Origin of the sequence: Streptomyces sp. NPDC048523 (assembly GCF_043199815.1) — a bacterium.
In the GTDB taxonomy this organism is placed as follows: Bacteria; Actinomycetota; Actinomycetes; order Streptomycetales; family Streptomycetaceae; genus Streptomyces.
Window position 1 is genome coordinate 1,772,761 of record NZ_JBICWQ010000001.1, and the last position, 24,369, is coordinate 1,797,129.

At 69.2% G+C, this 24,369-nt stretch carries 30 protein-coding genes; 10 read left to right on the forward strand and 20 right to left on the reverse strand.

What is annotated here, in order from left to right; translation table 11 throughout:
• Positions 1-106: 106 nt before the first annotated feature.
• Complete coding sequence (locus ACGFWE_RS08080) at positions 107-787, forward strand: hypothetical protein (RefSeq protein WP_393598648.1); 681 nt, start codon at positions 107-109, stop codon at positions 785-787.
• 2,608 nt (positions 788-3,395) lie between these two features.
• Here ACGFWE_RS08080 and ACGFWE_RS08085 read toward each other — a convergent pair.
• From ACGFWE_RS08085 to ACGFWE_RS08095, 3 genes are all read right to left on the reverse strand, one after another.
• Positions 3,396-3,866, reverse strand: a complete 471-nt coding sequence (locus ACGFWE_RS08085; protein ID WP_393598649.1) for a hypothetical protein — start codon at positions 3,864-3,866, stop codon at positions 3,396-3,398.
• A 309-nt stretch (positions 3,867-4,175) separates the two neighbouring features.
• Complete coding sequence (locus tag ACGFWE_RS08090) at positions 4,176-4,727, reverse strand: GNAT family N-acetyltransferase (protein ID WP_393598651.1); 552 nt, start codon at positions 4,725-4,727, stop codon at positions 4,176-4,178.
• 12 nt (positions 4,728-4,739) lie between these two features.
• A complete protein-coding gene (locus tag ACGFWE_RS08095; RefSeq protein WP_393598652.1) occupies positions 4,740-5,966 on the reverse strand; it encodes a twin-arginine translocation signal domain-containing protein in 1,227 nt (408 codons plus the stop codon).
• A gap of 170 nt (positions 5,967-6,136) precedes the next feature.
• On the opposite strand from ACGFWE_RS08095, the gene ACGFWE_RS08100 reads away from it, so the two are divergent.
• Complete coding sequence (locus ACGFWE_RS08100) at positions 6,137-6,592, forward strand: hypothetical protein (RefSeq protein WP_393598654.1); 456 nt, start codon at positions 6,137-6,139, stop codon at positions 6,590-6,592.
• Entirely contained in the window at positions 6,589-6,972 is a 384-nt protein-coding gene (locus ACGFWE_RS08105; RefSeq protein ID WP_393598655.1) for a DUF6415 family natural product biosynthesis protein, read from the forward strand. Before ACGFWE_RS08100 ends, ACGFWE_RS08105 begins: the two co-directional genes overlap by 4 nt.
• A 520-nt stretch (positions 6,973-7,492) precedes the next feature.
• Here ACGFWE_RS08105 and ACGFWE_RS08110 read toward each other — a convergent pair.
• The 3 genes from ACGFWE_RS08110 to ACGFWE_RS08120 all read right to left on the reverse strand — a co-directional run bounded on the left by ACGFWE_RS08110 (position 7,493) and on the right by ACGFWE_RS08120 (position 9,241).
• Positions 7,493-7,705 carry a hypothetical protein gene (locus ACGFWE_RS08110; protein WP_393598656.1) on the reverse strand — a complete coding sequence of 71 codons (213 nt, stop codon included), beginning with the start codon at positions 7,703-7,705 and terminating at the stop codon, positions 7,493-7,495.
• A gap of 736 nt (positions 7,706-8,441) precedes the next feature.
• Positions 8,442-8,567, reverse strand: a complete 126-nt coding sequence (locus tag ACGFWE_RS08115; protein WP_393598658.1) for a hypothetical protein — start codon at positions 8,565-8,567, stop codon at positions 8,442-8,444.
• Positions 8,568-8,806: 239 nt separating this feature from the next.
• On the reverse strand, positions 8,807-9,241 hold the full coding sequence (locus tag ACGFWE_RS08120; protein ID WP_393598659.1) for a hypothetical protein: 435 nt from the start codon (positions 9,239-9,241) through the stop codon (positions 8,807-8,809).
• 120 nt (positions 9,242-9,361) lie between these two features.
• Here ACGFWE_RS08120 and ACGFWE_RS08125 point away from each other — a divergent pair, with 120 nt between their 5' ends.
• The gene (locus ACGFWE_RS08125; RefSeq protein WP_393598661.1) at positions 9,362-9,652 is read left to right on the forward strand and encodes a hypothetical protein; all 291 of its coding nucleotides are present in this window, start codon (positions 9,362-9,364) and stop codon (positions 9,650-9,652) included.
• A 65-nt stretch (positions 9,653-9,717) separates the two neighbouring features.
• Here ACGFWE_RS08125 and ACGFWE_RS08130 read toward each other — a convergent pair whose 3' ends face one another.
• On the reverse strand, positions 9,718-10,224 hold the full coding sequence (locus ACGFWE_RS08130; protein ID WP_393598662.1) for a hypothetical protein: 507 nt from the start codon (positions 10,222-10,224) through the stop codon (positions 9,718-9,720).
• Positions 10,225-10,356: 132 nt separating this feature from the next.
• Positions 10,357-10,545: a hypothetical protein gene (locus ACGFWE_RS08135; protein ID WP_393598664.1), complete on the reverse strand. Its 189-nt coding sequence runs from the start codon at positions 10,543-10,545 to the stop codon at positions 10,357-10,359.
• Between the two features lie 139 nt (positions 10,546-10,684).
• Between ACGFWE_RS08135 and ACGFWE_RS08140 the strand changes: the two genes are divergently transcribed.
• The gene (locus ACGFWE_RS08140) at positions 10,685-11,176 is read left to right on the forward strand and encodes a hypothetical protein (protein ID WP_393598665.1); all 492 of its coding nucleotides are present in this window, start codon (positions 10,685-10,687) and stop codon (positions 11,174-11,176) included.
• A 103-nt stretch (positions 11,177-11,279) separates the two neighbouring features.
• Positions 11,280-11,942, forward strand: coding sequence for a HEPN domain-containing protein (locus tag ACGFWE_RS08145; RefSeq protein WP_393598667.1), 663 nt, complete (start codon positions 11,280-11,282; stop codon positions 11,940-11,942).
• A gap of 151 nt (positions 11,943-12,093) precedes the next feature.
• Here the strand turns inward: ACGFWE_RS08145 and ACGFWE_RS08150 are convergent, their stop codons facing one another.
• The gene (locus tag ACGFWE_RS08150) at positions 12,094-12,459 is read right to left on the reverse strand and encodes a hypothetical protein (RefSeq protein ID WP_393598669.1); all 366 of its coding nucleotides are present in this window, start codon (positions 12,457-12,459) and stop codon (positions 12,094-12,096) included.
• Positions 12,460-12,784: 325 nt separating this feature from the next.
• Here ACGFWE_RS08150 and ACGFWE_RS08155 point away from each other — a divergent pair, with 325 nt between their 5' ends.
• Complete coding sequence (locus ACGFWE_RS08155) at positions 12,785-13,450, forward strand: restriction endonuclease (protein WP_393598670.1); 666 nt, start codon at positions 12,785-12,787, stop codon at positions 13,448-13,450.
• Between the two features lie 67 nt (positions 13,451-13,517).
• Here the strand turns inward: ACGFWE_RS08155 and ACGFWE_RS08160 are convergent, their stop codons facing one another.
• The 6 genes from ACGFWE_RS08160 to ACGFWE_RS08185 all read right to left on the reverse strand — a co-directional run bounded on the left by ACGFWE_RS08160 (position 13,518) and on the right by ACGFWE_RS08185 (position 17,086).
• Positions 13,518-14,081 carry a hypothetical protein gene (locus tag ACGFWE_RS08160; protein WP_393598672.1) on the reverse strand — a complete coding sequence of 188 codons (564 nt, stop codon included), beginning with the start codon at positions 14,079-14,081 and terminating at the stop codon, positions 13,518-13,520.
• Between the two features lie 40 nt (positions 14,082-14,121).
• The gene (locus ACGFWE_RS08165) at positions 14,122-14,343 is read right to left on the reverse strand and encodes a hypothetical protein (protein WP_393598673.1); all 222 of its coding nucleotides are present in this window, start codon (positions 14,341-14,343) and stop codon (positions 14,122-14,124) included.
• A 60-nt stretch (positions 14,344-14,403) separates the two neighbouring features.
• Complete coding sequence (locus tag ACGFWE_RS08170; RefSeq protein WP_393598674.1) at positions 14,404-14,673, reverse strand: hypothetical protein; 270 nt, start codon at positions 14,671-14,673, stop codon at positions 14,404-14,406.
• Between the two features lie 138 nt (positions 14,674-14,811).
• Entirely contained in the window at positions 14,812-15,204 is a 393-nt protein-coding gene (locus ACGFWE_RS08175) for a hypothetical protein (protein WP_393598676.1), read from the reverse strand.
• Positions 15,201-16,037, reverse strand: coding sequence for a hypothetical protein (locus ACGFWE_RS08180; protein WP_393598678.1), 837 nt, complete (start codon positions 16,035-16,037; stop codon positions 15,201-15,203). Before ACGFWE_RS08180 ends, ACGFWE_RS08175 begins: the two co-directional genes overlap by 4 nt.
• A 320-nt stretch (positions 16,038-16,357) precedes the next feature.
• The gene (locus ACGFWE_RS08185; protein ID WP_393598679.1) at positions 16,358-17,086 is read right to left on the reverse strand and encodes an integrase; all 729 of its coding nucleotides are present in this window, start codon (positions 17,084-17,086) and stop codon (positions 16,358-16,360) included.
• Between ACGFWE_RS08185 and ACGFWE_RS08190 the strand changes: the two genes are divergently transcribed.
• Both ACGFWE_RS08190 and ACGFWE_RS08195 read left to right on the forward strand, forming a co-directional pair.
• Positions 17,067-17,597: a hypothetical protein gene (locus tag ACGFWE_RS08190; protein ID WP_393598680.1), complete on the forward strand. Its 531-nt coding sequence runs from the start codon at positions 17,067-17,069 to the stop codon at positions 17,595-17,597. The genes ACGFWE_RS08185 and ACGFWE_RS08190 overlap by 20 nt on opposite strands.
• Before the next feature lie 185 nt (positions 17,598-17,782).
• The gene (locus ACGFWE_RS08195; RefSeq protein WP_393598682.1) at positions 17,783-19,045 is read left to right on the forward strand and encodes a DNA sulfur modification protein DndB; all 1,263 of its coding nucleotides are present in this window, start codon (positions 17,783-17,785) and stop codon (positions 19,043-19,045) included.
• 133 nt (positions 19,046-19,178) lie between these two features.
• Here ACGFWE_RS08195 and ACGFWE_RS08200 read toward each other — a convergent pair whose 3' ends face one another.
• From ACGFWE_RS08200 to ACGFWE_RS08220, 5 genes are all read right to left on the reverse strand, one after another.
• The gene (locus ACGFWE_RS08200) at positions 19,179-20,228 is read right to left on the reverse strand and encodes an integrase (RefSeq protein WP_393598683.1); all 1,050 of its coding nucleotides are present in this window, start codon (positions 20,226-20,228) and stop codon (positions 19,179-19,181) included.
• 123 nt (positions 20,229-20,351) lie between these two features.
• The gene (locus ACGFWE_RS08205) at positions 20,352-21,185 is read right to left on the reverse strand and encodes an RNA polymerase sigma factor (protein WP_393598685.1); all 834 of its coding nucleotides are present in this window, start codon (positions 21,183-21,185) and stop codon (positions 20,352-20,354) included.
• Entirely contained in the window at positions 21,178-21,369 is a 192-nt protein-coding gene (locus ACGFWE_RS08210) for a hypothetical protein (protein WP_393598686.1), read from the reverse strand. The genes ACGFWE_RS08205 and ACGFWE_RS08210 overlap by 8 nt, the downstream gene beginning before the upstream one ends.
• Before the next feature lie 372 nt (positions 21,370-21,741).
• The gene (locus ACGFWE_RS08215; protein WP_393598688.1) at positions 21,742-22,644 is read right to left on the reverse strand and encodes a sigma-70 family RNA polymerase sigma factor; all 903 of its coding nucleotides are present in this window, start codon (positions 22,642-22,644) and stop codon (positions 21,742-21,744) included.
• On the reverse strand, positions 22,637-22,828 hold the full coding sequence (locus ACGFWE_RS08220) for a hypothetical protein (RefSeq protein ID WP_393598689.1): 192 nt from the start codon (positions 22,826-22,828) through the stop codon (positions 22,637-22,639). Before ACGFWE_RS08220 ends, ACGFWE_RS08215 begins: the two co-directional genes overlap by 8 nt.
• Positions 22,829-23,069: 241 nt before the next feature.
• On the opposite strand from ACGFWE_RS08220, the gene ACGFWE_RS08225 reads away from it, so the two are divergent.
• The gene (locus ACGFWE_RS08225; protein WP_393598691.1) at positions 23,070-24,323 is read left to right on the forward strand and encodes a pentapeptide repeat-containing protein; all 1,254 of its coding nucleotides are present in this window, start codon (positions 23,070-23,072) and stop codon (positions 24,321-24,323) included.
• The last annotated feature ends 46 nt before the right edge of the window (positions 24,324-24,369 follow it).

Below are 24,369 nucleotides of genomic sequence, written 5' to 3' on the forward strand. Positions count from 1 at the left end.
TCCGTATAGTGGAATAAGTTTTCTACTATCTGGAAGTAATGTAGGCGGGCGGGTGAAGACCGTCAAGAGGCGGACAACCGGGCCCGCGCTGGAGGACGATGAGCCCATGTCCGAGAGCGTGTCGGTGCGCTGTCCGGTCTGCCGGCGCGAGCACCTCTACGCGGCGCCGTCCTACCCGTGCGAGTGCGGCGCCCCCGTCTGTCCCCCGTTGGACCGGCACGGCGTGCCCACGGCCGTCACCCACCAGGTGTGGGACGAGGCGTGGGTCGCCGTGGAGTGCGCGGTCTGCGGCCGCAAGGCCGAGTGGCCGCAGCCGGAGCTGGGGTGTGGCTGCGGGACGGTCCTGCGGATCGCGGTGGCCGGGGACGCCTGTCCGCGGGCGGAGCCGGACGCGGACGCCGCCGCTCCCCCGCGCCCCGCCTTTCAGCCGATCACGATCCGCACCGCGCGCGACGCGGTCACCGTCGCCGCGCTGTATCTGCGCTGGCTCGGCTACCAGGACATCCGGCGCGCGGACCAGCGGCCGCCGTCCGGCATCGGTCTCGCGGCCCGCGGGCTGCTGGCCCAGGTGGACCCGACCGTGCGACCGGCCTCACCGCGGGACGTGGAGTGCCTGTGGCTGACGGCCATGACGGAGTCCGCACGGTGCGTGTACTTCTCCCTGGCCGGCTACACCACCGAGGCCCGCACCAGCGCCGACACCCTCGGCGTCCCCCTGTTCGTCCTGGACCTGACGGGCACGCCCCAGCCCGTGAACACCCTGGCGGACGAACTGGACGGGCCGTAGGCGTCGGCGATTCGACCGACCGGGCAGCGCGAAGCCTGAACGGGGGCGGCGGCACCCGAGGCGGGACGGCCAGGGTGGGACGCGGCCCGATCCCGGTCCGCGCTCACGCGACCGGTGACGGTCGCACCGGCTGCGGCCCGGCCGGGACCACCGCCTGGAGGGCGGCGTTCGAGGCACAGGGTCCTCACGGTGAGTGCGCTTCCGGCCTGCGCACCGGCCGACCGGGACGGCAGGAGGGTCGGGGCAGACCCAACCCGATCCCGGTCCCCGGCGACGCGACCGGTGACGGTCGCACCCGGTGCGCCCCGGCCGGGACCACCGGCCCACGCACACTGCGACCAGGTACGGCAGAGGCCGAGGCGGACGCAAACCGATCCCGGTCCGCGATGACGCGCGGGCCGCTCCTGCGGCCGTACGGCAGCGTTCCCCAGGCACGGCCTCGCAGGTGGGGCACTCGTGGTGGACGGTCATCACCGCGCGCGTGGCAACCAGCAGGTTCTGCATCCGTCCCAGGTGCTTGGAGACCGTGCGGGCGCTGTACCCGGTGCGCTCGCACAGCTCCGTGAGGCTGAGGGCACGGTCGGCGTGCAGGGTGAGCTGCTGGTAGACCCGCCCGGCGTGGTGGCCCAGCCCGCCGACGTGGGTGGCGGTGGCGCGGCCGTAGGCGAAGAGGTCGGCCTGGCCTGCGGCGAGGCGGGTTTCCAGGCGGGAGATGAGGGTGGGGCGGTTTACCCCCTTGGGGGGCAGGTTTCTTTGTGTCCCACCCCGTGCAACGAGGGTGAAAGCAGGGTGCGAAGCGGTGACGGGGAGCAGCTCGTAGGTGTTGGCGGGGCCGTTGTCCTCGGCTCGGGCCAGCCAGCCGTCGGGGCTCAGGCGGTCTCGGAACGCCCGGCTCATGGTCGAGCGGCCGTAACCGGCGGCGAGGGCGGCCCTGCGGGCCTCCAGGCTCAGCACGGTGCTGCCGGACTGCAGGGCAAGCAGACAGAACACGTCCAGCGCAGCACGGTCGGCGGGCCCGGACTCACTCGTCCAGCGCTCCGGGCAGGCGTCAGCGGCCTGCTGCAGCTCCTCGACCAGGGCGACAACGTCGGCGAGGTTCTCCGTCCACTCCAGCGACTCCTGCGAGATCGGCAGCTTGGCCGCGTACGCCACGCACCGCTCCCACTGCCGCTCGAACTTCTTCTCCACCTCGGCCGGGTTGAGCATGACGCGCAGCGGGCCCACGCCCGGCGAAGTGCACAGGTGCAGCAGCCCACCCTCGCGGTACTGGCGGTCTTCCAGCAGGCGCTCGACCATCGGCTGCGACCAGCGGCGCAGGGCCAGCCTGGTGAGCACAGAGGCGCACACCTCGCTGACCCGGTCGGCAGGCGGACGGCGCGTCAGCAGCGCCATCGTCTCGCGGTCGAGGACGGTCTTCGGGGGGCCGGCCAGCCGGGGGCCGTCGTCGTCGATGATCTCGCCGAACGCGTCCCGGCCCACCAGCTTGGGCCATACGTCCACGGTGGCCGGGACGGCGTCGATGATGAGCAGCAGCCGCAGGAACGCATCCGAAGGGTTGCCGCAGGTGGCCGGGGTGAGCAGCTCGGCGGCCCGGCGAGGGCTCGACGGGCTCAGCAACTCGCTGCGGCCTCCGTTGCGGTGCGGGGCCCCGATGGGACGGACCGCGCCCGTACGGGACTTGAGCAGGCCGTAGTCGAGCGTGGGCAGGCGCTTCGCGGCGGCCACGGCGATGGACTCGACCACTCGCGCGTCCAGCAGCGTCTCGGCGGCCACCCATACGTGCCGTCCGCCGGCGGACCCGGAGGCGGCGACCACGTAGGTCAGCCCGGCTTCCTCCAACCAGCGCAGCAGAGTTGCAAGGTCCGGGCCGACCTCGCCACGCTTGGTGTCTAGGTCGAAGCAGATCCAGCGGAAGGCGCGGAAGAAGCTCGACAGGTAGACGGCGTACGGCCCGCGAGGGGCCCGGTCAGGAAGGGAGCGCTCGATGTACTTGTGCTGCCACTGGCCCGAAGCGTTCTTGGTGTCGACGCGCACCGACAGCCGCGGGGACAGCCGCAGGAACAGCTCCTGCAGGTCCGCGCGCGCGGCCCGGGAGGCGAGGATGACACCGGTATGAGGATTGTGAATCGGGGCAGATGACGGGCTGTGCACGCCCGGTTCCCCGGACACTCCGGGAGCGGGCATGAGCTGTCCGGCACCGTAGCTGTCCGCTACGATGGGAGGGCTCCTAACTCCATATGAACGCCGAAGCCCCCTCTCGCCGAATCGGCGGAGGGCCTCGAACGCGGCCAACCAGGTCGCTCAAGAGGGCGCTTCTAACTCCGTGTGGTTAGGGGACAACCCGCCCGACAGTCGCCGTGGAAAGCAGCTGTGGGGCTCGACTCACCTCCTCCCTTTTGGGGGCGAGGTCCCGGGCCTGGAAAACCTGGGACTTCTGGATGGATGGCGTTGGGAGACGCCTCTGGGTGGGTGTTGCTGTAGCAGGCAAAACATCTTGGGAATCAGCGGCTTGGAAGGGCACGCTGGTCCCGGTACGTCGTAGGGCGCCGCCCCGGTTGGAAGTTTGACCGGGGCTTTTTGGCGCGCTCAGACGGTCATGCGGGAGGCGCTATCCGGTCAACGGAAGCGCCTCCTGTTGGGTGAGTTCGTCCGCCCATACGGGTCGGCCGTTCTCGTCGACCGGCATCCGCTTGATCAGCTCGTTGACCAATCCAGCGAACGACAGCCCTGTGGAACTGGCTGCCTTGATGGCCTTCTCTGCCATGTCCGGCACGATCACCACGCCTGTGCGCCAGTTCTGACCGGACTTCGGGTCGTACGTCACCGGCCGTCCGGTCTGCGCGCGACCGCGCACTGGCCCGTTGGCCTCGACACCCTTACCGATCTTCCTAGTCACGTTGCCGATCTTTGCATATCCCGCCACGCTTTCACTACCGACTGGCCGCGTGTCGTGGGATTTCCCGTGGGGCGGGCGTTTACTTTTCGGCTTCCCGTGTCGCGGGAGGTGAGGGCACATCAGGAGAGTTCGACCGCTTTCGAGTTGGGCGCGGCTCGCGCCGACGTTCTGCAGCACGGTCAAGGGCCGTCCTGCGACACCATCCGATCCGGTCACCCAACGTCCTTTCCCTGGCGGCTTCATGAGATCCTCTCAAAGCCGTAGACGTATCGGCCCCCGGAATCGTTACAGGTAAGGGGACACAAGTTTTCGCACGTCAAGTGGTGTCCCCCCGGGCGGGAAGACGGGCGGGGTGTCTCCTGCTGGGCGTCCCGTCTCGCGGGAGAGGGCTGTCCGGGCTTGCGGCCCGACAGGCATGTCGGTGGCGTCCTCACGGTGAAAGGAACGTCGTCCGCCGGATTTTGTGACACCCCCGCTCGCGGCCGGGTCCGGTCAGTGCTGCGGGAGGTCGAGCAGCATGGCGTGGAAGAGGGGCGCGTCGGGGATGCGCGGGCGCAGGTCCCCCAGCGTCTGCCAGCCCCACGACTCGTACAAGGCATGGACCTTGGGGTGCTCCTGGTCGACCAGCAGCGTGGCGCGTTCCTCGGGCCGGTCCTGTAGTAGCGCGTCGTGCAGCTGGCGGGCTGCACCGGTCTTGCGCCACGGGACGCGCACCATCAGCTCGCTGAGCGCGTAGGTGCGGGTGCCGGTCTCCTCGACGACGTCGGCGGGCACCTCGGTGAGCAGTCCGCCCCACCACGGGGCGCCGGCCGGGAGCAGGGCTCCGTAGGCGTAGCCGACGGGCTGGTCCTGGTCGTAGCCGACCACGCAGGTCCAGCCGTCCCGGCGGCTCCAGCCGTCCAGTCCCTTGGCGAAGCGGTCGACGGTGGCGAACGGGTCCGTCTTCGCGGCCTCGGCGTACACCTCGGCGTAGACGTCGAGCAGCAGCTGGCGGATGTCGGCGGCCTGGTGGTGGTCGTAGTGCCGTATGTCGAGCGCGGTCACGGGCGGGGGCTCCTAGGCGGTGAGGGTGCGGCGGACGGTGGCCAGCCGGTCGGTGATGCGGCGGCTGTCGAGGGACGTGGCGTCGATGCCGGAGACGGTGGCCGCGGCCTGCTCGCGCTCGCCCTGGGCCAGCTGCAGCTCGGCCAACTGCACGGAGTAGTACGCCCGGTTGCGGCGCATCGAGGGCGGCAGCAGGTCGAGGGCCTGGACGGTGGCGGCCTCGGCGTGGTCGTAGTGGCCCAGGGCCTGGTGGGTGATGGCGGCCAGCCCGGACAGTTCGGCCGGGGTGAGGAACGACAGCCACGTCGGCGCCGGCACCGACGCGTCGACCCGGTCGTACGCGCGCTCGGCGGCGAGCAGGGAGCGGGCGGCGCCGGTGCGGTCGCTGGTGCGGGCCTGGCCGATGGCGAGGCGGGCGTGCAGCAGGGCGGCGATGTGCGGGTCCTGGCGGGCGCGGCGGTTGTCGAGGGCGGCCCGGGTGATCTGGACGGCCTCGCGGTGGCGTCCCTCCAGCCGGGCCTGCATGGCGAGGTTGGACCACGCGCGGGCCGCGGCGGACGGGTCGGCGGCGAGCAGGGCGCTCTGCAGGGAGGCGGTGTGGAGCAGGGCGGCCTGCTCGGGGTCGCCGCTGTCGTGGCAGGCCCAACCGGCGGACGCATACAGGCTACTGATCGCGCCGTGCAGGGCGCGCTCGACGCGGTCGCCGTAGGTGCAGCCGTCGAGGGCGTCGCGCAGCCGGGCGATGTAGCCGGTGGACACGGAGATGAGCGGGCCTCCGCCGATGGAGAAGAAGTGGGCGTCCATGCGGCCGATGCGCTGGTGGATGCGCGCGACGTCGCTCATGGACAGGCGCCCGCTGGTGGGGGTCTGGTCGATGCCCAGGGCGACGGCGACGGTGGTGGCGGCGGACGCGGTGATGAACCGGCGACGGTGCACAGGCCCCTCCTCCTGCTGTGCTGGCCGCGGCGGGCGGGGAAGGTTGGCGCTGGCTTTGCCGCGCGGCACGAACCCCAGTGCCTGGGCCGGACGATCGAAGATCCGTTCCAGTGGCAGAAGGTACTTCGTCCACGGCCAGCGGACTTCGCCTGAGATCCACCGCCGGACATGCCGGTCGCTGCAGTCGCCGGGCTTGCCGAAGATGGTCTCGGCCACCCGGTTGACCTCGTCGGCGAGGCCCTGGTGGGTGAAGTCGTACTCGTCGAGCAGCGCTTCCAGTACGACGTTGCGCTGTCTGTCCATCGGGGCCCCCGGGTTGCTGTGCGTGCGCGAGACGGTAGTGCTGCGGCATCCCGCGCGTAGGCAAAACTGTCCGGTCTCTCGACGGGAAGTGCCCGCATTGCGACCTGATCCCACCCGGACGGGTGGCGGTTGTCTGGGAGTACCGAGACGCACTGATCCGGGAGCCCCGCGTGCCGAACTCCTCCTCTGGCCGTCGCCGTTCCACCTGGTCCTCGATAGCCGACGTGGACGACCTGCTGCGAGAACGGTGGCGCCGCGCGGACTGCCGTACGGACTGGGCGCACTGCGGCCGGGAGTGGGACGCGGTCGTGGTCGAGCTGAGGCGGGGTCTGGATGCGCTGGACGCGCTGCGCCTCGGGCGGCACCGGGGCTATCCGGTGCTGGCGGACTACCTGACCAACCGGCTGTACGTGATGGTCGACCCGGGCACCGGCAGTGTGTGCAGGGACGTCCCGGGCGTCCGGGTGCTGTCGACGGGTTCCCAGGTCCTGGTCCCGGTCTCCGGTGCTGGCACGGCTGCGGCTCACTGGGTGAGCGCTCCTCGGGGTTCGCGGCTCGTCGACTCCGGCAAGTTGGTGGGCGCGCTGTTGCGCTCGGTCGACGCGGAACAGGCGGTGGCCTCGTGAGGGGGCATCAGGTGGTCAACGATCCCGACTACGTGCTGGACGACGTGCCGCTGGACCGGGAACGTCACCAGCTCCTGGTGCGGGCCGTGCTCGCGGTGACCGACCCGGCCGGGCTCGTGCCGGCGGACTGCGAGCAGATCGCGCTGCAGCTGACCGGGCACGCCCGGGTCGTCGCGCGTGATGTCGAGCAGCTGGTCGAGCAGTTCCCGGAGTGCGACGGGCGGAGGGTGTTCTCGGAGGACGTCCTGGAGCGGGCGCGGGAGCTGCTGGCCCTGCCGTTGGAGCCGACCCTGCGGTGCGCGCAGGGCCGGGCCCGCATCGTGCGCGACCTGTACGCCCGGCTCGACCGGCTGAGCACGCCTCGGCCTGTACCCGACTGAGCCGGTCCACGGTCCCGGCCCGTCGCTTCCCTCCGTGAGCGCGGGCCTTCCCCGGGCCCCGGTGGTGCAGAAGAGCTAGGGCGGCTCTGCGCCACCGGGGCCACCTTCTCGTACGCGCACGCGCGCGTGGACCTGCGCAAGTAGCGCAACAACCGAGGGATACGCCCCCTTTCGTCCGCCAAGACCGTCCCGCACGCGCACGCGCAGGACGGTCTCATAGGTTCCACAGGCGTACCTTGTCGCAGGTCAGCGCGATGCATCATGGGTCTCACGGCACCGGCTGCGGGGTCTCACGGTTCGCCAGCATCTGACCGGCCGCCCGGACCAGGCCTCGGAGTCCTAGCCCAGACACCAGTCGCAAAGTAGCGGGTGTCCCTCGACTGAGAAAAACATTGACCTTGAGCAACCGGCAAGGCAGACACGGGCGCTCAAGGTGTCCAGGATCCGCCGTTCCCGAACACCAGTACTGGGCTGGCTTTCAGTGCCCGTCGCAGTGTTCGGGAACGGTGTACGACAGCGGTCACTGGCGGTTCCGCATGCCGATCTGCACGCCGCCGATGGCGGTGACTGCGGTACCGATGGTGCCTGCGGCGGCAGTGGCCTCGGGGTTGTGCGTCAGGGACAGGACGACTACCGCAACGATGGAGACGAGTCCGGTCAGGACCGTCAGCCACATGAGTGGGGTGGAGCTGGGCGACGGGGTCGCACCTGGGGTACGTTCGAGGGGCGTCATTCGGTCGGTTCTCCCTACAGCAGGACGGGCCGCCTCGACGACACGAGAGGGAGACTTCCCCGCGGCTGGCCGTAGGAAGCAAGGGCCGCTAGGAGGTCTCCCTTCGTCATGCCGCCGAAGGGCGTTTCGGTTGCGACAACCGTACTGGGCAGCACGCTCCTGGATACCACTTTCCGATATGCCCCCCAAAGGGACATATCGGGAAGGATTGCAGAGCCCCGGGGAACGTCATTTCATTAGTGCGGTATCGTCCGTCCCGCCCCCTGACCTTCTCGCGTCGCCTCCCAAAAAGCCCAGCTCAGAAGGCTGTTGACCGTCCACACTGTCAGCGCGCGGGTTGTGCTGCAAGTCACAGCGCTTACCGTCGTGTCGGCCCCGGACTCCGTCACCTCCGGGTAGACCGAAGCACACCGGCTGAGCCGCTGACCAGTGAAGACACGCCTAGTTTGAGCCTGGTGTCCGAGGTAGGAGTCCGGGGCCGCGTCGCGTCTCTGTAGCCGTCCCCTTGAACACCCCGCCGTGAACGTGAAGACGTCGAGGTGTGGCCCATCTACGCCTGGCCCTCGTCGTACTTGAGGAAGTCGTCGCTCACCTCGAAGAAGTCGATGGCAAGCAACTGGATCTTCCCTTGTTTCCTGTGGAAGCCGTCCACGATGAGGAGCATGACGGGCCCGACCGCGGTGTCCTGGACTCCTGAGAATTGCGGCTTGTCCAGAGGGATCTCCGGGCCTCTGTTCTACAGCTGCGGGGCTTCACCGAACTCCGGGTCGGCGCCCTCGGGGGTGGGGCCGGCCTTCTGGTCGAAGCTGGCCGGCTTCCATCCGTCCTCGCTCCAGCGCAGGTTGAGGAACAACGACGTCAAAACGTGCGCTAAGCCCTCCCAGGCCGAGTGACGGCCGTCGACCGGATCGGGTCGCTAGTGAAACTCCCCACCGAGCAGCAGCCTTTGACCACAACCCTGTTGCTCCCTGGCGCGGTCGGTCTGCACCACGACGATGCCGTTTCGCGCCGGGGAGTGACGGGGCAGCGGGGTCCCGGGGGCGGCGAAGCCCCCGGGTACCACGATGCTCAGCCACTGGTCTGTGCCCCGACCCCGTACGGTCAGCGCAGCCGCTCTGCCTTCGCCACCACCCGCTGCCGTTCGCGCTCAGCACGGGCTCGCACGCGCTCCAGTGCCCGCAGGTCCACGGCCTCCTCGACACCGGCGCGCACCAGGTCGGTCAGCAGCGTGAGGCTGAGGGCCTCGGCCTGGACGGTGGCGTGCATATGGTCGCCGCGCCGGTCGGTGCTCTTCTGCGGCGCGGTGGCCAGCCCGTACCTGCCGATCTGCTCCTCGGTGACGGCCAGCCGCTTCACCGCCGGCGGGGTGCCGCCCATCTCCGCGACGAACGCGACGACGTCCTCGACGGCAGCGTCCAGGATGCTCAGCCCGCTGGGGTCGTAGTCGCCGACGCTGAGCACCGTGGTGGGCACCTCGCGGTAGGCCATGCGGGCGGCGGCGTCGTGCTTACGGTGCTCATGCGCCCATCGTGGCACCGGCCGGACCTCCCGCGTGATCCCCGAACGTGATCAACGGGTCACCCGTTGTCAGTGGCAGCTGCTTTCATGGTCCGTTGCGTCGGTGCGGCGCGTTGCCCAGGGGAGGGGAAGCACGTCGTGGTGCAGGTAGGGGAGTACGAGCGGGCGGATGGCACGAAGGTACGGGCACACTCGCGGTGGCACCCGGGGGCGCGGCGGGAGGTGACGATCTTCGCGGTGTTCGCCCTGGTCGTCGTCGGCTTCGGCAGCAGCAGCGGCGAGTCGGCCGGCGGCGTCGGGTCGGGTGAGCGCTTACCCCGGCCGCAGCAGACCGGGGTGTACCCGGTGCACTTCCCCGGCTGGGACAAGCCCGCACCGCGGCCGACGCCGACGGTGTCGTACCCGATCCGGTGGGACCGAAGCCAGTAGGTACTGCGCATGACGAAGGGCCCCGAATCTCCTCGGGGCCCTTCGTCATGCGGGGGCGGAGCAGGTCACTCGGCGACGGCGTCCGCCTCGGCCGGCTCCTGGTCCTTCTGCTCCTGGAACTTGGGATCCCACAGGGGCATCCCTCCCTTGGGGATAGGTACGAAGGAACCGTTCGGGCCGGGCACTGGAGCCTGGAAGGGCGGTGGTGGCTGCCAACTCGACGGCGGCGAGGGCTCCGGGGGCTCGTCCTGCGCAGGCGGGACTTCGTCGGGCGCGTACACCTCCCATGACCAGCTGTCTGCACTGTGGCGCGCGGCGACGACGCGGTCGCTGTTGGCGTCCTGCGCTGCTCGCCGTGCGCGGTCGAGAGCCTGGAGCAACTGCACACCGAAATCCGATGGGACCTCGATGTCCTTGGACATGCGGACCGGATAGTGCTTGTCACCCCTGGTGTCGTGCAGAACCACCCACCGGTCCTCGTCCTGCTCGATGCGCGCGATCCATCCCATGCGGAGCAGCTGGTAGGGGCCGTCCCGGTACGACGGATTCAGAATCCAGACGGTCACTGACACGGGCGACTCCTCGGCTCGGTGATCCGGTAGCTCCATCATCTTCGTGCCGGGGAGCGGGCGGGCTAGAGTCGGCAAAAGCGCCCGCAGCCAGCTCGAATGGCTGCGGGTGCCCTTGCTGGTGCTGCGGGATGGTCAGCGGGTGGCGTTGACCTTGGCGAGGTCGCGGTGGGCAAGTTCCACGACCAGGGGCCGGTCGGCGAACTGCTCGGCGACATCTGCCAGTCCATACGCGGCGGCCTGCTCGACGTCGCCGGCGACCACGGCGCGCAGGGCCATGGCGGTTGTAGCGGCCCGGTGGCGTCCGCCGGTTCTCTCGCCCATTGCGAGCTGTTGCTCCAACCGGCCAACGGACATGTAGCGCCCAGCGTGGGGCACGGAGCCCCACCCACCTTCCATCACCCTAGGAATCCAAGGGTTTCCAAGCCTTGCTAGGGGAATCCGGGGTGGCTAACCTGACGGCATGACAGACACCGCGACCACCAACCGCTGCTACTGCGGCTGCCAGACCGTCATCGGCTACGGACGCACCTTCGCCGCCGGTCATGACAAGATCGCCGAAGCCGCCTACCTCGCCGTCCACCACAGCGGCTCCGTCGCCGAACTCCTCAAGAGCCAGGGCTACGGCCCCGACAACCCCGTCACCGACGCAGCCGTCGAAGCGGGCGCCTGGAAGAAGTGCGAACACTGCGACTACAAGGGCGCCCCTGAAAGCATCCGCAATCACATGGCCAAGGTGCAGAAGGCTGAGAACACCCAGCGAGAGTCCCTGGAGAAGTCCGTTCGCGCGCTCGGCGGAACCTGGGACCCGAGCCGCGGAATGCAGACCCTCCGAGACGCCGGTTACCACCCCTCCGAGAAGTACATCCGAGAGGTGTATCGACGACTGGCGGACAGTGGCCTGCTGGAGAAGGTGGATGAGCACCGGGCCATCTACTTCGTCATCGAGAAGTAGGGCCGTCAAGCGATCACCTCTCATCTGAAGCGGTCGAGACGACTCACGCGGTACCCGCCAACGTCGCTAACCTCCTGCTCAACCCCACTCTCCAGGGAGTCCAATGCCCAGCAAGGCTCGCAACGCCTTCGACGCGAACCGCAAAGACATCGACCGTTTGCTCGAAATCCACGCCGACATCACTCCCAAGGGGCCCGGGCGCAAGTGGCAAGTCGACGCGCTCCACAAGGCATCGATCGTTCTGCTCTCGGCCTTTTGGGAGGCATTCTGCGAAGACCTTGCTGCGGAAGGGCTGGAGCACTTGGTGACACATGGGGCAGACGCGCAGGTACTTCCGGAGCCGCTCCGTAAGCGTGTCTCCAAAGAACTTGATCCCAAGAACCAACTCGCCGCATGGGATCTTGCTGATGGCGGCTGGCGCACGCTCCTCCGCACGCGGCTGGCCAACCTACAGGCGGAGCGGAATCAGCGACTGAATACGCCGAAGACATGGAACATCAAGATGCTCTTTGCCGAGGCCATAGGCATTGAGGACGTCCCGGATCACTGGTCCTGGCCACGAATGAGCGCCGTGAAAGCTGAGCAGAAGCTCGACGCCCTGGTCACCCTTCGAGGAGACATTGCGCATCGTGGTTCATCGGTGACGGCACCCACCAAGCCCAAGGTCGAGACCTACTACGCCCACGTTCAGAAGCTTGTTAAAACGACCGAGACCTACGTCGGTGCAGAATTGCAGAAAGCGACTGGCGTCCCTCTCTGGACGTAGTCTCAGGTCGGATCAAGGCTGTCTCATGAGACAGCCTTGATCCGAAGAACTCCCACGGCAGCATCCAGGGCCCCTGTTCTCCGGGGGCCCTCCTTCGTGCTTGCTGTGTGGGGGCCCGTTACATCTCACGGGCCCCGATGTGGTGCGAGTCCTACCGGTGGTGACTGACTGGGACTGATGCCGACTGCGACGGTGTGGTGCCGACTGGGGACTTGCTGGTTCCCGCTCCGCCGGCCAGAGCCAGCAGTAAGAGGAGCAGGAGCAGACCTCCGCCCCCCGTGCCGGCGACCACGGCGACAGTGCGCGGGTTGACGGAGCGGTGGTGCCCGCGGACGCGGGTGCCGTCGCGGCGGTAGTGGGGGCGTACGTAGGTCGTCGGTCCGGTGGGGACCGGACGTGGCCGGGAGGTGGTGCGTCGGGGTGCCGTACGGGGCTGTGCGGTGCGCGGCCGGGTGCGGCGGTTGTGGCCTTTGACGTAGGTGCCGTCGCGGCGGTAGTGGGGGCGTACGTAGGTCACGGGCGGTCCTCGGCGGTGAGAGGGGGCAATGCCCCCAGGCGGGGCCGGGTGTTCCTCGGCGCAACATTCGACGGTAGCGATCGGCACTGACAGTCCAGGGCGGTCAACTCATCGACTGTGCGCGGCCGTTGGGCGGCGGCCAGCGATTTTCAGATGGGTGATCCCGACAACGGACCGACTGTCAGTGCCGGGTGCTGTCATGAAAGCGGCGGAGAACGGCAGATGAGGGGGGAAATGTGCCCGGGAACAGGGGATACGAAGATGCCGATCACACCGGCCGGGAGGGGCGCGGGACTCTGCGCGCCCTGGTGGCGGGGGACTTACGGTGAGCCCGCGTCGGCGGCGGCGCAAGAGCGATGAAGATCTGCTCGTCGCGCTGGGCGGGGTCGTGGTCGCCGGGTTCGTGCTGGTCAAGGTCGGAGAGTGGGTGTGGGCGCACTGGTGGGTCCTGGTCGTACTCGGCCTGCTGGCGCTTCTCGTCCTCGCGGGCTGGATCTACCAGCAGGTTGACCAGATGCGAACCGCGCAGCTGCGGGTTGAGGGCCTGACCTACTCGCTCGGCCAGCTGGATGCCATGCACCACAGCGCCTTCGAGAACGCCGTGCGTGATCTGCTGGCCCGGGATGGCTCCCTCGACGCGCTGCGCTGCGGCGGCCGGGGTGACCTCGGCGCCGATGTGAAGGGGCACGATCCGCTCGGTCGGCTGTGGGTGATCCAGTGCAAGCACCGCAGGAAAGGCCTGGACGGCTCGGCTGTCGGGACTCCGGAGCTGCAGACTCTCAACGGCACTGGCCGGCCGGTGCACGGCGGCGACGTCGTCGTGATGGTGACCAACGGGAGGATCTCCGCGCCTGCCCGCGACTTCGCCCGGCAGCAGCGCCTGCACCTGGTCGACCGGCGGGTGCTGGAGCAGTGGGCTCGGGGCGGGCGACCGCTGTGGGAGATTCTTCCCGCTGTTCCCCCGCCCCGGAAGCCTCCACAGCTTCGCTGAGCTCATCGCACTGGTGGTCGGGACGGTTGGTCCCGCCCACCGTCATGGTGGCGTTCTTCGCCCCGGCTTACGGAGTGCTGGGCTCGCCACTGATGCGGGCGACGGTCTCGGCGAAAGCACGGTGATCTGCGAGGACGTGACGGGCCCGCGACCAGGGCCACCCGAAGAACTGCCGTTGAACCGGCACGGTCAGCGCGAGCAGCAACTCCACCTTGGTGGCCTCCTCCCGTTCGGACAGCACGACCGCACGTGCGTGACCGGCGTAGTCGATGGCGAACCGGATGATGCGCGAGTTCGGCCAGCTGCCGGCGTACGTCGCGGCGTTGTCGAGCAGCCACACGGTGGCCTCGTCGAGCTGCTGCAGCCAGCGGTTCCGCTCGCCCGTCAGCCGTTCGCGCATGACGGGCGTCCAGTCGGGATCGTCGACCGCCGGTAGCTCGAACCTCTGCAGCAGGGAGCAGGCGGAGATGACGCGGAGCATGTTCGCCCCGAAGGTGTCGCGGGCGGTGTGGACCTCGCCCAACCGTTTTTTGCGGGCCTCCATGCGCGGGGTGACGAACAGACCGACCGCAAGGGTGGTCACCACGGCGGTGATGGCGGCCACCAGCAGGGTCCACAGGGTGTTGGGCATGGGGGACATGCTCCCGCACCGCGAGGGACCGGCCGGACGGTCAGGTCCCCGGGCCCTCGACCTCGCCCTGCGCGGTCCAGGTCTTGCGTACGCGCTCGCGCCCGTCGCTCTCCTCGATGAGGCGGATCACCACGGCCGGGTCGGTGCCGTACAGCCCGACCCACTCCGTGTACCGGTCCTGCGCGGTGTCCGGGATGGCCCACTCGCCCTCGACGGCCGGGCCGTCCGCCTCGAACTGCAGCCGGGCAAGGTGCTTGGTCACGGGTCGTTCCTCGCCTCGGTGCTCCGGCACATCATCTCCCCAGCGCGTGCCGGGGAACGCTCAGCCGGAGCGCAGCGCCTCGTCGCAGGCACGGCACATCCACTGGCGTTTGTTCCGAGGGAACCAGGGGGCACCGGGGCCGCTCGGGGTGTACGAGAGCTTCTCCATGTCCCGCGTCGGCTTGCCGCAGAGCGTGGTGTCGCCCGGATCGCCGGGCACCGAAGGGTCTGCAGGCGCGGCATGCACCGCTTCGGTGAAGGTGTCCGCGCGCCCCGGTCCGAAGTCCACGGACATCTGCTTGCGGGTTTCCTCGACGATGATGATTCCCATGACTCCACGGTGCGGCCACGGCCTGCTGGCCGCACCCCGAAGGAAGCCACGGCGGAGTGTCCGCCCTACAGCGTGGTGCCGGTCCGCGAACGACCCCGCGTCGAAGATGGCTCGGGGTCGTTCGCCGGGGCTGGCCGGTTACAGGTACCGGTCGAGGGGCTCGGCTGCGAACGTGCCGTCCTGCAACGGGATGCCGGTCAGCTCGAACCGCTCGGCGCTGCCGTCGACGACGACCGTGATGATGCTGCCGACGGGCCGGGTGCTCTCGCGGCGGACCGGCCGGTCGTCGGTCCCCGTCGTGCCGAGCAGGGTATAGGCGCGCAGCGTCATGACCGTCCCTTCGAGAGCGGGGTGCGCGGGCTGCTGCTCCCTCCCCGCTTCCGGAGCTGGCGTGGTGGCGTGGACAGCAAAGGCGGACGAAGTGGTCCGGCGGAGCCGAATGCGGTGCGTGGTCCAGGTCGCGGCGCCGATCAGACCTGTGACGGTGAGGCCGCCGATGATGTGTGGCAGGGTCTCGGCGAGCAGGCTCATGACCGGCCTCCCCTGGGACCGGGCAGCCACTGCCCGCCGCTCGCGTCGTGCCGCTTGTGCTGCGCGTCGACGAGCCGTTTCACCTTGCGGCGGACCCGTTCGCCGAGAACTGCCGGCTCGTCGGCTCCAGCCAACGCCGCAGCCTCGGTCCACGTCACTCCGGACTCCCCCGCTCGGGCCAGCAGGACCGCCAGCTCGTCCGGCTTCAAGGACTTCAGCAACGAGACGAGACGCTCGTCGGTGATCATCCCCCGAGTCACCAGCTCGTACAGGTCGGCCTGCCCGTCATCGAGGACGTCGTACAGGTTCAGGTTGTCGCCGAGTGGGGCGTCCAGCGACAGCATGCGGCCCTTCCGGGTGCCTCGCTCGAACAGCGGGCGCTCCTGCCGGTAGATCCGCTGCGCCTCGGTCTTCAGCCTGCCGAGGGCCTCGACGCCGAGGTGGCCATGAGCCAGGGGAGCGCACCAGTTCCCGAGCAGAGCGGAGGAAACGGCCCGGCGCCACCGCTCACTCCGGTTCAGTACCAGAACCTTGGAGGCGAAAGCATCGATCCAACGGGCTTCTCCCGTGGCCAGTGTCATGTCGCGGGCGTTCAGCGCAGCAACCAGTTCCGGCTGCCGCAGTGCGCGCATCCTTCTGGCGCGCGCACGAGGGAAGATGATGCGTTCGTCGGCTCGGCGTCCCTCGTAGACCTGCCCGACTGCAGGAGAGGGGGGTTGGTCCCAACGGGGCAGGTGGGCGTTGTCGCTGTACGGGGCGGGCGTCACGGACAGGCTGCCGTCCGGGTTCTCGCGCAGGTAGGTCCCGGACAGCCCGCCGAGGTGGGCAGGCATGGCGAGTCGCCTGACTCGCCAGACGGTAGGCGGCTCGGCTTGTGGCCCTGTGGCCACTGCGGGAAGACGAAGGGGGGTCACGGGAGGCGCCTCCTGGTAGTCCAACGACAGCTTCACCTCTCGGCGACGGCAGCAGGCCCCAGCGGCAATGAATTTATGTGATGCCCGTCACCGACAGGAGGATCGATGGAGCGTCCGGCCATTTCATCGGCGTTCGTGAAGCACCCCGCCATGTGGCGATCAGGCTGACGGCATCCCCTACATCAGGCGCGTAGGTTATGCCGCCATCTCCGGCGCCACGCCCGTGGGCGGCCCGCCGCCTACAGCACCTTGACCAGGGCGTTCTCCTCCCAGCCGTCCCCGTCCTCGAAGTAGCCCTCCATGGCTGCGGAGTTCTCGACCCATCCGCCCTGCTTGGCGATGACCTTGCGGTCGTTGCCGGCGCGCTTGGAGCTGGTGGCCAGTCCGCGGCGCGGGGAGTGCCCGGTCGGGCGGAAGGACAGCTCGGCCCACTTGCCCAGCCGGGTGATGACGTCGCCGATCGTCTCCGGGTCCAGCCCGCCGTCCATGACGGTGTGCCAGCGGTTGCGCAGCGGCTTGTACGCGAAGTCGTCGGGGTCGGTCAGCTGGGCCTCCGTCTTCCAGGCCCGCCACGCGCGCACCGGGCAGCTGCTCGGCCGGGAGCCGAACGGCACCTTCACCTTGCGCGGCTTGATCTTCGATAACCGCACGTCGACCTCCATGCCGTGCTCGGTCTCGACGAAGTCGCGGAGGCGCAGGAAGGCGACCTCGTGCTCGCGGCCGGCGATGGCGAAGCAGGTCAGCCCGATGGAACGGTCGCGGATGCCCAGGCGGTTGTCGGGCGCGGCCACCACGGTGGCGCGCAGGTGCTCGGCGAGCAGCGCGGGCGCCGGTCCCCGGCCCCGGGTCTCCTGGGTCTTCTCCATCTCCTTCACCTTGGCCTTGAGCACCCGGCGGGCGCGGGCGGCCACGGTCTTGTCGAGGACCAGGCGGTGGTCGGTGCGGCCGGTGACGACCACGCCGGACAAGCGGCGGTCGATGGTCGAGGAACGCGGTGTAGGTGCCCTTCTTCCAACCGGGCTGCCACCACAGCCACTCGACGAACGCGGTCAGGCTGCCCGGGGTGATGGCGGTGACGGGGAGTTCGAGCAGGGCACAGAACTGCTCCCGCTGCTTCCAGTCGGCGGCGTAGGAGTCGGTGGTGTTGTCCGGCCGGAGGTTCTTCTCGTGCTGGACGGACCGCTCCTCCAGCTCCTGGAGCTTGGCGAGCACGTCGGGGCTGAACGACTCGGCGGTCCCGGCGACCGGACCGGCCGACGCCGGCAGCACCGCGGTGGGCGTCACGACGCCTCGAACGTCCGTGCTCGTCTCGGTCTGGTCCATGATGCTCCGTCATGCCCCTTGTTCGTATCGCTCTTTGTGTGCCCGTGTCCCGCATATGTGAGCGATGACCTCCGGGCCGTCGAGTGCCGCAGCTCCTCGGTTACGGCAAGCGCCGAGAACAGCGAGGCGAGAGGTGTGGTCATAACCGTCTCTTAGCTGCGACTTCACCGCTCTGACGTGCAGTGACACCTCGTCAGCGAAGTTCCGCGGAAGGTGAACTGCCAGTCGGTAGGGGGAGTTTCTGTAAATCTCGCTACCGCGGAAGACCGAAGTGCTCTAGTGTCAGGACTAGCGGCAAACGAAACCGTGCCGCGGAAACCCCCTTTACCTTGGAGGCCAAGATGAGCCTGTCCGCGTTCGGACGACAGGGCGTCACGGTGCCCGCGATGATCGTGCGGCCTGGCGTCGCCGTCACCACTGTCGAACTGTTCTCCCTCGTCCAGACGGTGCCCGACCCGCGGAAGGAGGAGGGGAAGAAGAACCTGGCGCAGGCGGGCGCGCTCCTCAAGGCGCACGCCGAGATCCGGCTTCTCGTTCAGCGCACCCTCGCCGGGGCGAAGGGCAAGAACGCGAACGAGTACGCCGATTACATCGCCGCGGGTCTGCGTGGTGAACTCTTCAACGGCTGGTCGACGCCGCCGGTGACCATCTGGATCCCGTCGCAGGCGGATGGGAAGCCGACGGCCACGGCGACGGAGGTGGCGGAGGCGGCGGGCTCGGGGCTGTACGAGGTGTTCATCCCGGTGGGCGCGCACGAGGTGCCGATCGACGGCGAGACGCAGTGCACGGCGCTGCACCAGATTGTTGCCGACCCGGAGTCGTACGGGCTGACGATCGAGCAGCTCCGCAACGTGCGGGTCCCGGTGGAGCTGTACTGGGACCTGAGCGTCGAGGAGGCGCGGCAGGTGTTCCACGACCGGAACGTCAAGGGCATCACGGTGGACAAGAACCTCGCCATGTCCATGGACCAGCGCGACTTGGGGACGCAGCTCGCCCACAAGATCGCCGACCGGGTGAAGATCCCCACCGCCGATGGCATCGTCCCTCTCGCCTCGCTGGTGCAGTCGCAGCGTCGGCAGCTCGCCGCGTCGGACGACAAGCTGATCACCTTGTCCGGGCTGCGGGCGCTGGTCACCACCGCGCTCCTCGGCCGGTCCGGGATCGCGAAGACGTCGGCGACGGTGACGGAATCGACGCTGAACACGGAGAAGGTGTCGGCGGAGGAGCAGAAGGAGCGGGTGGTGTCGCTGCTGTCGGAGGTCCTCACGAAGCTCGCCCCAGAGCTGGCCAAGGGGCCGAAGGGGACGGCGCTGAATGCGCCGGCGATCCTCACCGGGCTCGGCGTCGCCGTGCACCACGCGACCGAGTGGGCGGACAGCGACCAGATCACGGCGGAGGCGCTCATGGGCATGGTGACATCCGTCAAGTGGGACCGGTCGGCGCAGTACTGGGACGGAGTCGGCGGTAAGGCGCTGGTCAACGAGGGGCAGGTGACAGGCGTGTCGTTCGCAGGTGGCGCGAAGGACTCCGGAGGCCGGGTCGCCGAAGCGATCCTCTACCCGTCCACGGAACTCGGGCGGAAGATCCGCGGCATCGTCGCGTAGCTCCGGCCCGGCCAGCATGCGGCCCCCCACCCCGATGTCGACGGGGTGGGGGGCCGTTGTCGTTCTATCACGGAGCGCAGTTCCAGAACTTCACACGGAACAGGGCCGACTCGGGGACCCTGCTCGGTGCGCCCTACAGCACGCCGAGCAGGGCGTTGTCCTCCCACTGGTCGACGACTTCGAGGTAGCCGGCGAGGACCTTGGAGTGCGGGGCCCATCCGCCCTGTTTGGCGATGACGATCTGGTCGTGGCCCTTCAGGCGGGAGGATGTGGCGAGGCCGCGGCGGGGGCTGTGGCCGGTGAAGCGGATCTCGATCCCGGCGCGTTCGCCGGCGCGGGTGACGATGTCGCCGATGGACTCGGGCTGCAGTCCGCTGTCCATGACGGTGTGCCAGCGGTTGTGCAGTCGGCGCCAGGCGTATCCGTCGGGGTCGGTGAGGTCGGCGGCCTCCTTCCACGCCTGCCAGGCGCGGACCGGGCAGATCGAGGGCCGGGAGCCGTAGGGGACCGGCACGACGCGGGGGCGGACCTTGGACACGCGCAGGTCGGCCTGGATGCCGCCGGGGGTCTCGGTGTAGTCGCGCACCCGGTTGAAGGCGAGTTCGTGTTCGCGGCCGGCGACGGCGAAGTGCATGAGGACCAGGGCGCGGTCGCGGATGCCCTGGAGGTTGTCCGGGCAGGCGGCGCTGATGCGGACCAGGTGCTCGACGAGGAGCGGCGGGGCCTGGCCCCGGCCGCGGGTCTCCCCGTTTTCCTCCATCTCCTTCACCAGTTGCTTGAGGCGGTTGCGGGCGAGGCGGGCGACGCCGTCCTCCAGCCGCACGCCGTGCTCGGCGCGGACGGACACCACGGTGCCGGAGATCCGCCGGTCGATGGTCGACGGCGCGGTGCACGTCCCCTTCTTCCCGCCGGGCTGGGTCCACAGCCACTCGACGAACATCACGAGCGTGCCGGGGGTGATGGCGAGCTGGGGCACTCCGGAGGCGGCGCAGAACTTGCTCCAGCTCGCCCAGTCCTGGGCGTAGCTTCTGCGGGTGCTCGAGGGGCGGCCGTCGGCGATGGTGCGCACGGCCTGGCGGTCGATGTGGTCGAGCGTGGCCCGGGTCGCGGTGTCGTACTCCTCGGGCCGGGCCGGCGCAGCCGGGATGACGACCGCTTCGACTACTTTCTGACCATCTGACATGATCCGCCCCGTTCACCGGACTTACGCACTTCCATGGACTCCTGATATGGGGAGCTTATCCGGGAACCATGCCCGAGAGCTGTCCGCGAAAGCCACTGGGCGCCCAGCAGAAAAAGGCAGCGGCTAGCCGCCCGGTATATCGCTGGTGGAGAAGATAGAAGAAGAGCCGAAGTCAGAAGACGAGCCGTACGAGCTGCTCCCCTGGTACGACCGTCCGGGCCGAACGCGCCCACGCGTCCGGTTAGGCAGCACCTTCCTGATCTCCCACACCAGCCACGCCCCGGCGGCGAGGAACAGGACGGTGAGCAGAGTGATGAGCATCGTGGCCGCATAAGCCGTCAGTTGCTGCCGCAACGAACCGCCCGCTGCCGGCGTCACGGCACGCACCCCCACGTACAGCCATGCGACACCGGAACCGGTCAGCGCCATTGCCAGGGCGCTCAGGGTCATTCTCAGCGTGCCAACTGCCCGCGACATGTGGGTGGCCACAGTGCCGGGGGCGGTCCCCATCGCCGCGGCCGTCTCCGCCTGGGTATATCCCTGCATTCGATAGAGCAGTGCCCTGCGCTGCTGCGGAGGCAGGGCGCTCATCGCGTCCTGAAGGCCCAGCCGCAGGTCGACCGCCGGGCAAGGGTCGACGGTCAGCCCCGCGTCCTCCAGCCGCAGGTCCCTGTCGAGGGACCCGTATCCCTGTCCGGTGTGGTGGCGGCTGGCCGCATGCCTGGTCTCGTTCTTGACTACGGTGAACACATACGGGCGCAGTTTCTCGATCGGCTCGCGGTGGGTCAGTACGTTCGTCAGGGCGATCTGCACCACGTCCTCGGGATCTGCCGACGACAACGGGACCCCAAGGGCCCGAAGGCGCTTGCGGGCGTAGCCCACCAGTTGCTCGTACCGCTCGGCGACCAAGTCTGCGACCGCCTCGGCGTGTGCCGCCGACCGTTCCTCCTCAGCCATGCCGCCCCCGCTTCCCCCGGCGGCGCTCGCAAGCCGCAGGCGCGTCCGGCTCTCGCTCGGCGCGCAGGAGTTCCGCTTTGCCCGAGGCGCGGATGCGGAACGCGATGCTCTTGAGCACGCTGCTCAGCCCCGGTGCGAGCAGGAACACCAGGAACGCGGTGATGCCGACGCCAGTAACCTCCACCGGAACCTCCTCCAGTCTGCGGCCTTGAGCGCCTCACCGTGAAGCAACGGCCGTACGCACCCTCACAGTCGGCTGGTCGCCGAATTCTTGACGCGGGAGCCAAGATTTTTGGCGGCACAGTTCGGATCGGCGCGACAGAGGAACGGGTCACTCGTTGTCGCGGGTGTACGGCGCGGCGACAACGACGTCGGCCTCAGCAGGAGGGGACCCGCTCATGGTCGGTGCCCGGATCATGAGGCCCGAGTAGGCCCGGCCCCTTATCGGCGGCCTGGCTGCGGACCGGATTTATCCGGAGCCCATGTGTAATGGGTGTCACCGAACGACCGGGCGACCCTCGGGGGCAGTCGCGCGATGCGGCTGCCCCGGCGGACGTCACTGCGGCGGCGCGTCGGGCCCGCGAAGGGGAGAGGCTCGTGGAACTGCCCCTGGTTCCGCTGCGGGTGGTTTACTCCCTTTGCTACCAATGTCCCTCTGCATGTCGGGGGAGGAAGGTTTGAAGGCGGTGTTGGCTTGGGGGCGAGCGGGCTCCACGGGCTCGAGCAACACGCGCAGCGCCTCCCTCCATTTCATGCCGCCGTCTCCCGTTGCCATCACCATCAAGACCGCCAGCACACCAGTCAGGGCGGCAATCACGCTGGTGAGACCCAACGTCACGGCGCCGGCCGTGGAGCCGATGCCAGCGGCCGGGATGATCTCCCCGTTGCCAGCCGTCAGCAGCCACCCAATCAACGCGACCAACGCCGTGCTCAGACCGACGAGCGTCACACGCAGCGCGCGGATCGCACGGTGCGTGTGGACGCCCACCGTGTTCGAGGCAGACCCCAGCACCCGAGCCGCGTCCGCCTGAGTCATCCCCAGCTCCCGGGTCAGCAGCATCGCCCTGCGTTGCTGCAAGGGCAGACCGCCCATCGCCTCATCGATCACGTGGCGCAGCTCGGCCTCGGGGATGGGGTCGACGACCGGCTCGTCCTCCAGCCGCACGTCCGCGTCGAGCGAGGCGTACCCCATGCCCTTTGCCCGGCGCTCGGCTGCTCGCTTGATCTCGTTGTTGATGCATCTGTAGAGGTAGGCGCGGATATTGTCGATCGGCTCGGTGACGGCCAGCACGGACTTGAGGGCGTTTTGCACGACGTCCTCGGGATCCGCCGAAGACTGCGGCACCCCACGGTTGTGCAGCCGGCTCGCGGCGTAGCGGACCATCAAGGGGTACCGCTCCTGGACCAGCGCCTCCAGCGCCTCGGCATGCCGCGACCGCGGCCTGTCCAGATCAGCCACGCCGCCCCCGCTTCCCCGCCTGGCGCCCCTTGCCCGCCCGCACGTCCGACGTCCCCTTCGCCCGAATGACTACGGCCTTACCCGCCGCGCGGTTGCGGAACGCGATGCTCTTCAGCACGCTGCTCAGCGCCGGCGCGAAGAACAGCACCAGGAACACCACGACGCCAACACCCGTCGACTCCACCGGACCTCCTCCAGTCTGCGGCCCAGCGCCTCACGATGAAGCAGCGGCGGCCGTACGCATGCTGAGAGACATACGGCCGCTGGATCCTTTACACGGCATCGAGAAAATCTTGTTCGGGGTCCTCGGCGGCTCGTCACCGGTACCGGCTGAGAGGCTCGGTCGCATACGTACCGTCGGCCGGCGTCGTGAGGGCCCGGGGGAAGCCGCAACCGGCGACGGGCGTGGACTGTCTTGGAGATGTGTGAGAGCACCTCTGCCCCGGCGCCGGACCGAGCGGCGCGGACTGCGCCTGTGGCCGGTCGGCACCGTCCTGATGCTGGCGTTCACCACCGCGCTCCTCGTGGCCGCCGCGGTGTTCGCCACCGGATGGGACCTGCTCGGCGCCCGCGGGCTGAAGCCCGAGCACCGTATCGACTCCAAGACGCTGTTCGACCTGGTGAAGCTGTCCTTCGGAGTTGTCGCCGGGGCCGGCGCCCTGGTCGCCCTGGTGGTCGCCTACCGGCGCCAGCGCGTGGACGAGGACGGCGCCCTGCGGGAGGCCACGCGCCTGCACACCGAGCGCTTCACTACCGCGGTCTCCCAGCTGGGCGAGGACTCTGCGGCCGTGCGCCTCGGCGGCGTGCACGCCCTGGCCGGCCTCGCCGACGACGCCCCCACCCGCGCGCTGCGCCAGACTTGCATCGACGTCCTGTGCGCCTACCTACGCCTGCCCTACACCGCCGAGACCGACCTGCCGGCGGACGACGCGGCGGCCCGGCACACCTACCTGGCCCTGCGGGAGGTTCGGCGCACCGTCATCCGACTCGTCCGCGACCACCTCCGCCTGCCCCGCGAACACGCGCACTCCTGGCAGGACCACGACTTCGACTTCACCTCCGTCACCTTCGACGGCGGAGACTTCTCCGGCGCCACGTTTTCGGGCGGCACGGTCAGCTTCTCCGGCGCAATGTTCTCCGGCGGCTGGGTCGACTTCCGCGGGGCGACGTTCTCCGGCGGCTGGGTCGACTTCGGCGGGGCGACGTTCTCCAGCGGCAGGGTCGACTTCGGCGGGGTGACATTCTCCGGCAGCGAGGTCTTCCTCGGTTGGGCGACGTTCTCCGGCAGCTCGGTCTCCTTCAGCGAGGCGACGTTCTCCGGCAGCTGGGTCTTCTTCAGCACAGTGACGTTCTCAGGCGGCGAGGTCTTCCTCGGTTGGGCGACGTTCTCCGGCGGCACGGTCTCCTTCAGCGAGGCGACGTTCTCCGACGGCAGGGTCGACTTCGCGAGAGCGACGTTCTCCGACGGCATGGTCTCCTTCAGCGAGGCGACGTTCTCCGGCGGCAGGGTCGACTTCGCGAGAGCGACGTTCTCCGACGGCACGGTCGACTTCCGCAGGGCGCGTTTCTCCGGCGGCGAGGTCAACTTCAACTCAGTGGCAGGTGAAGCGCCGACCGGTCTGCCGACGAGCGGATCGCCACCAGCCGGGTTGTTCCTGCCCCCCGCTTGGTCTGACTGACGCTGATACCCGCATCGTGATGGCCCTGGACTCAAGTTCAGGAGGT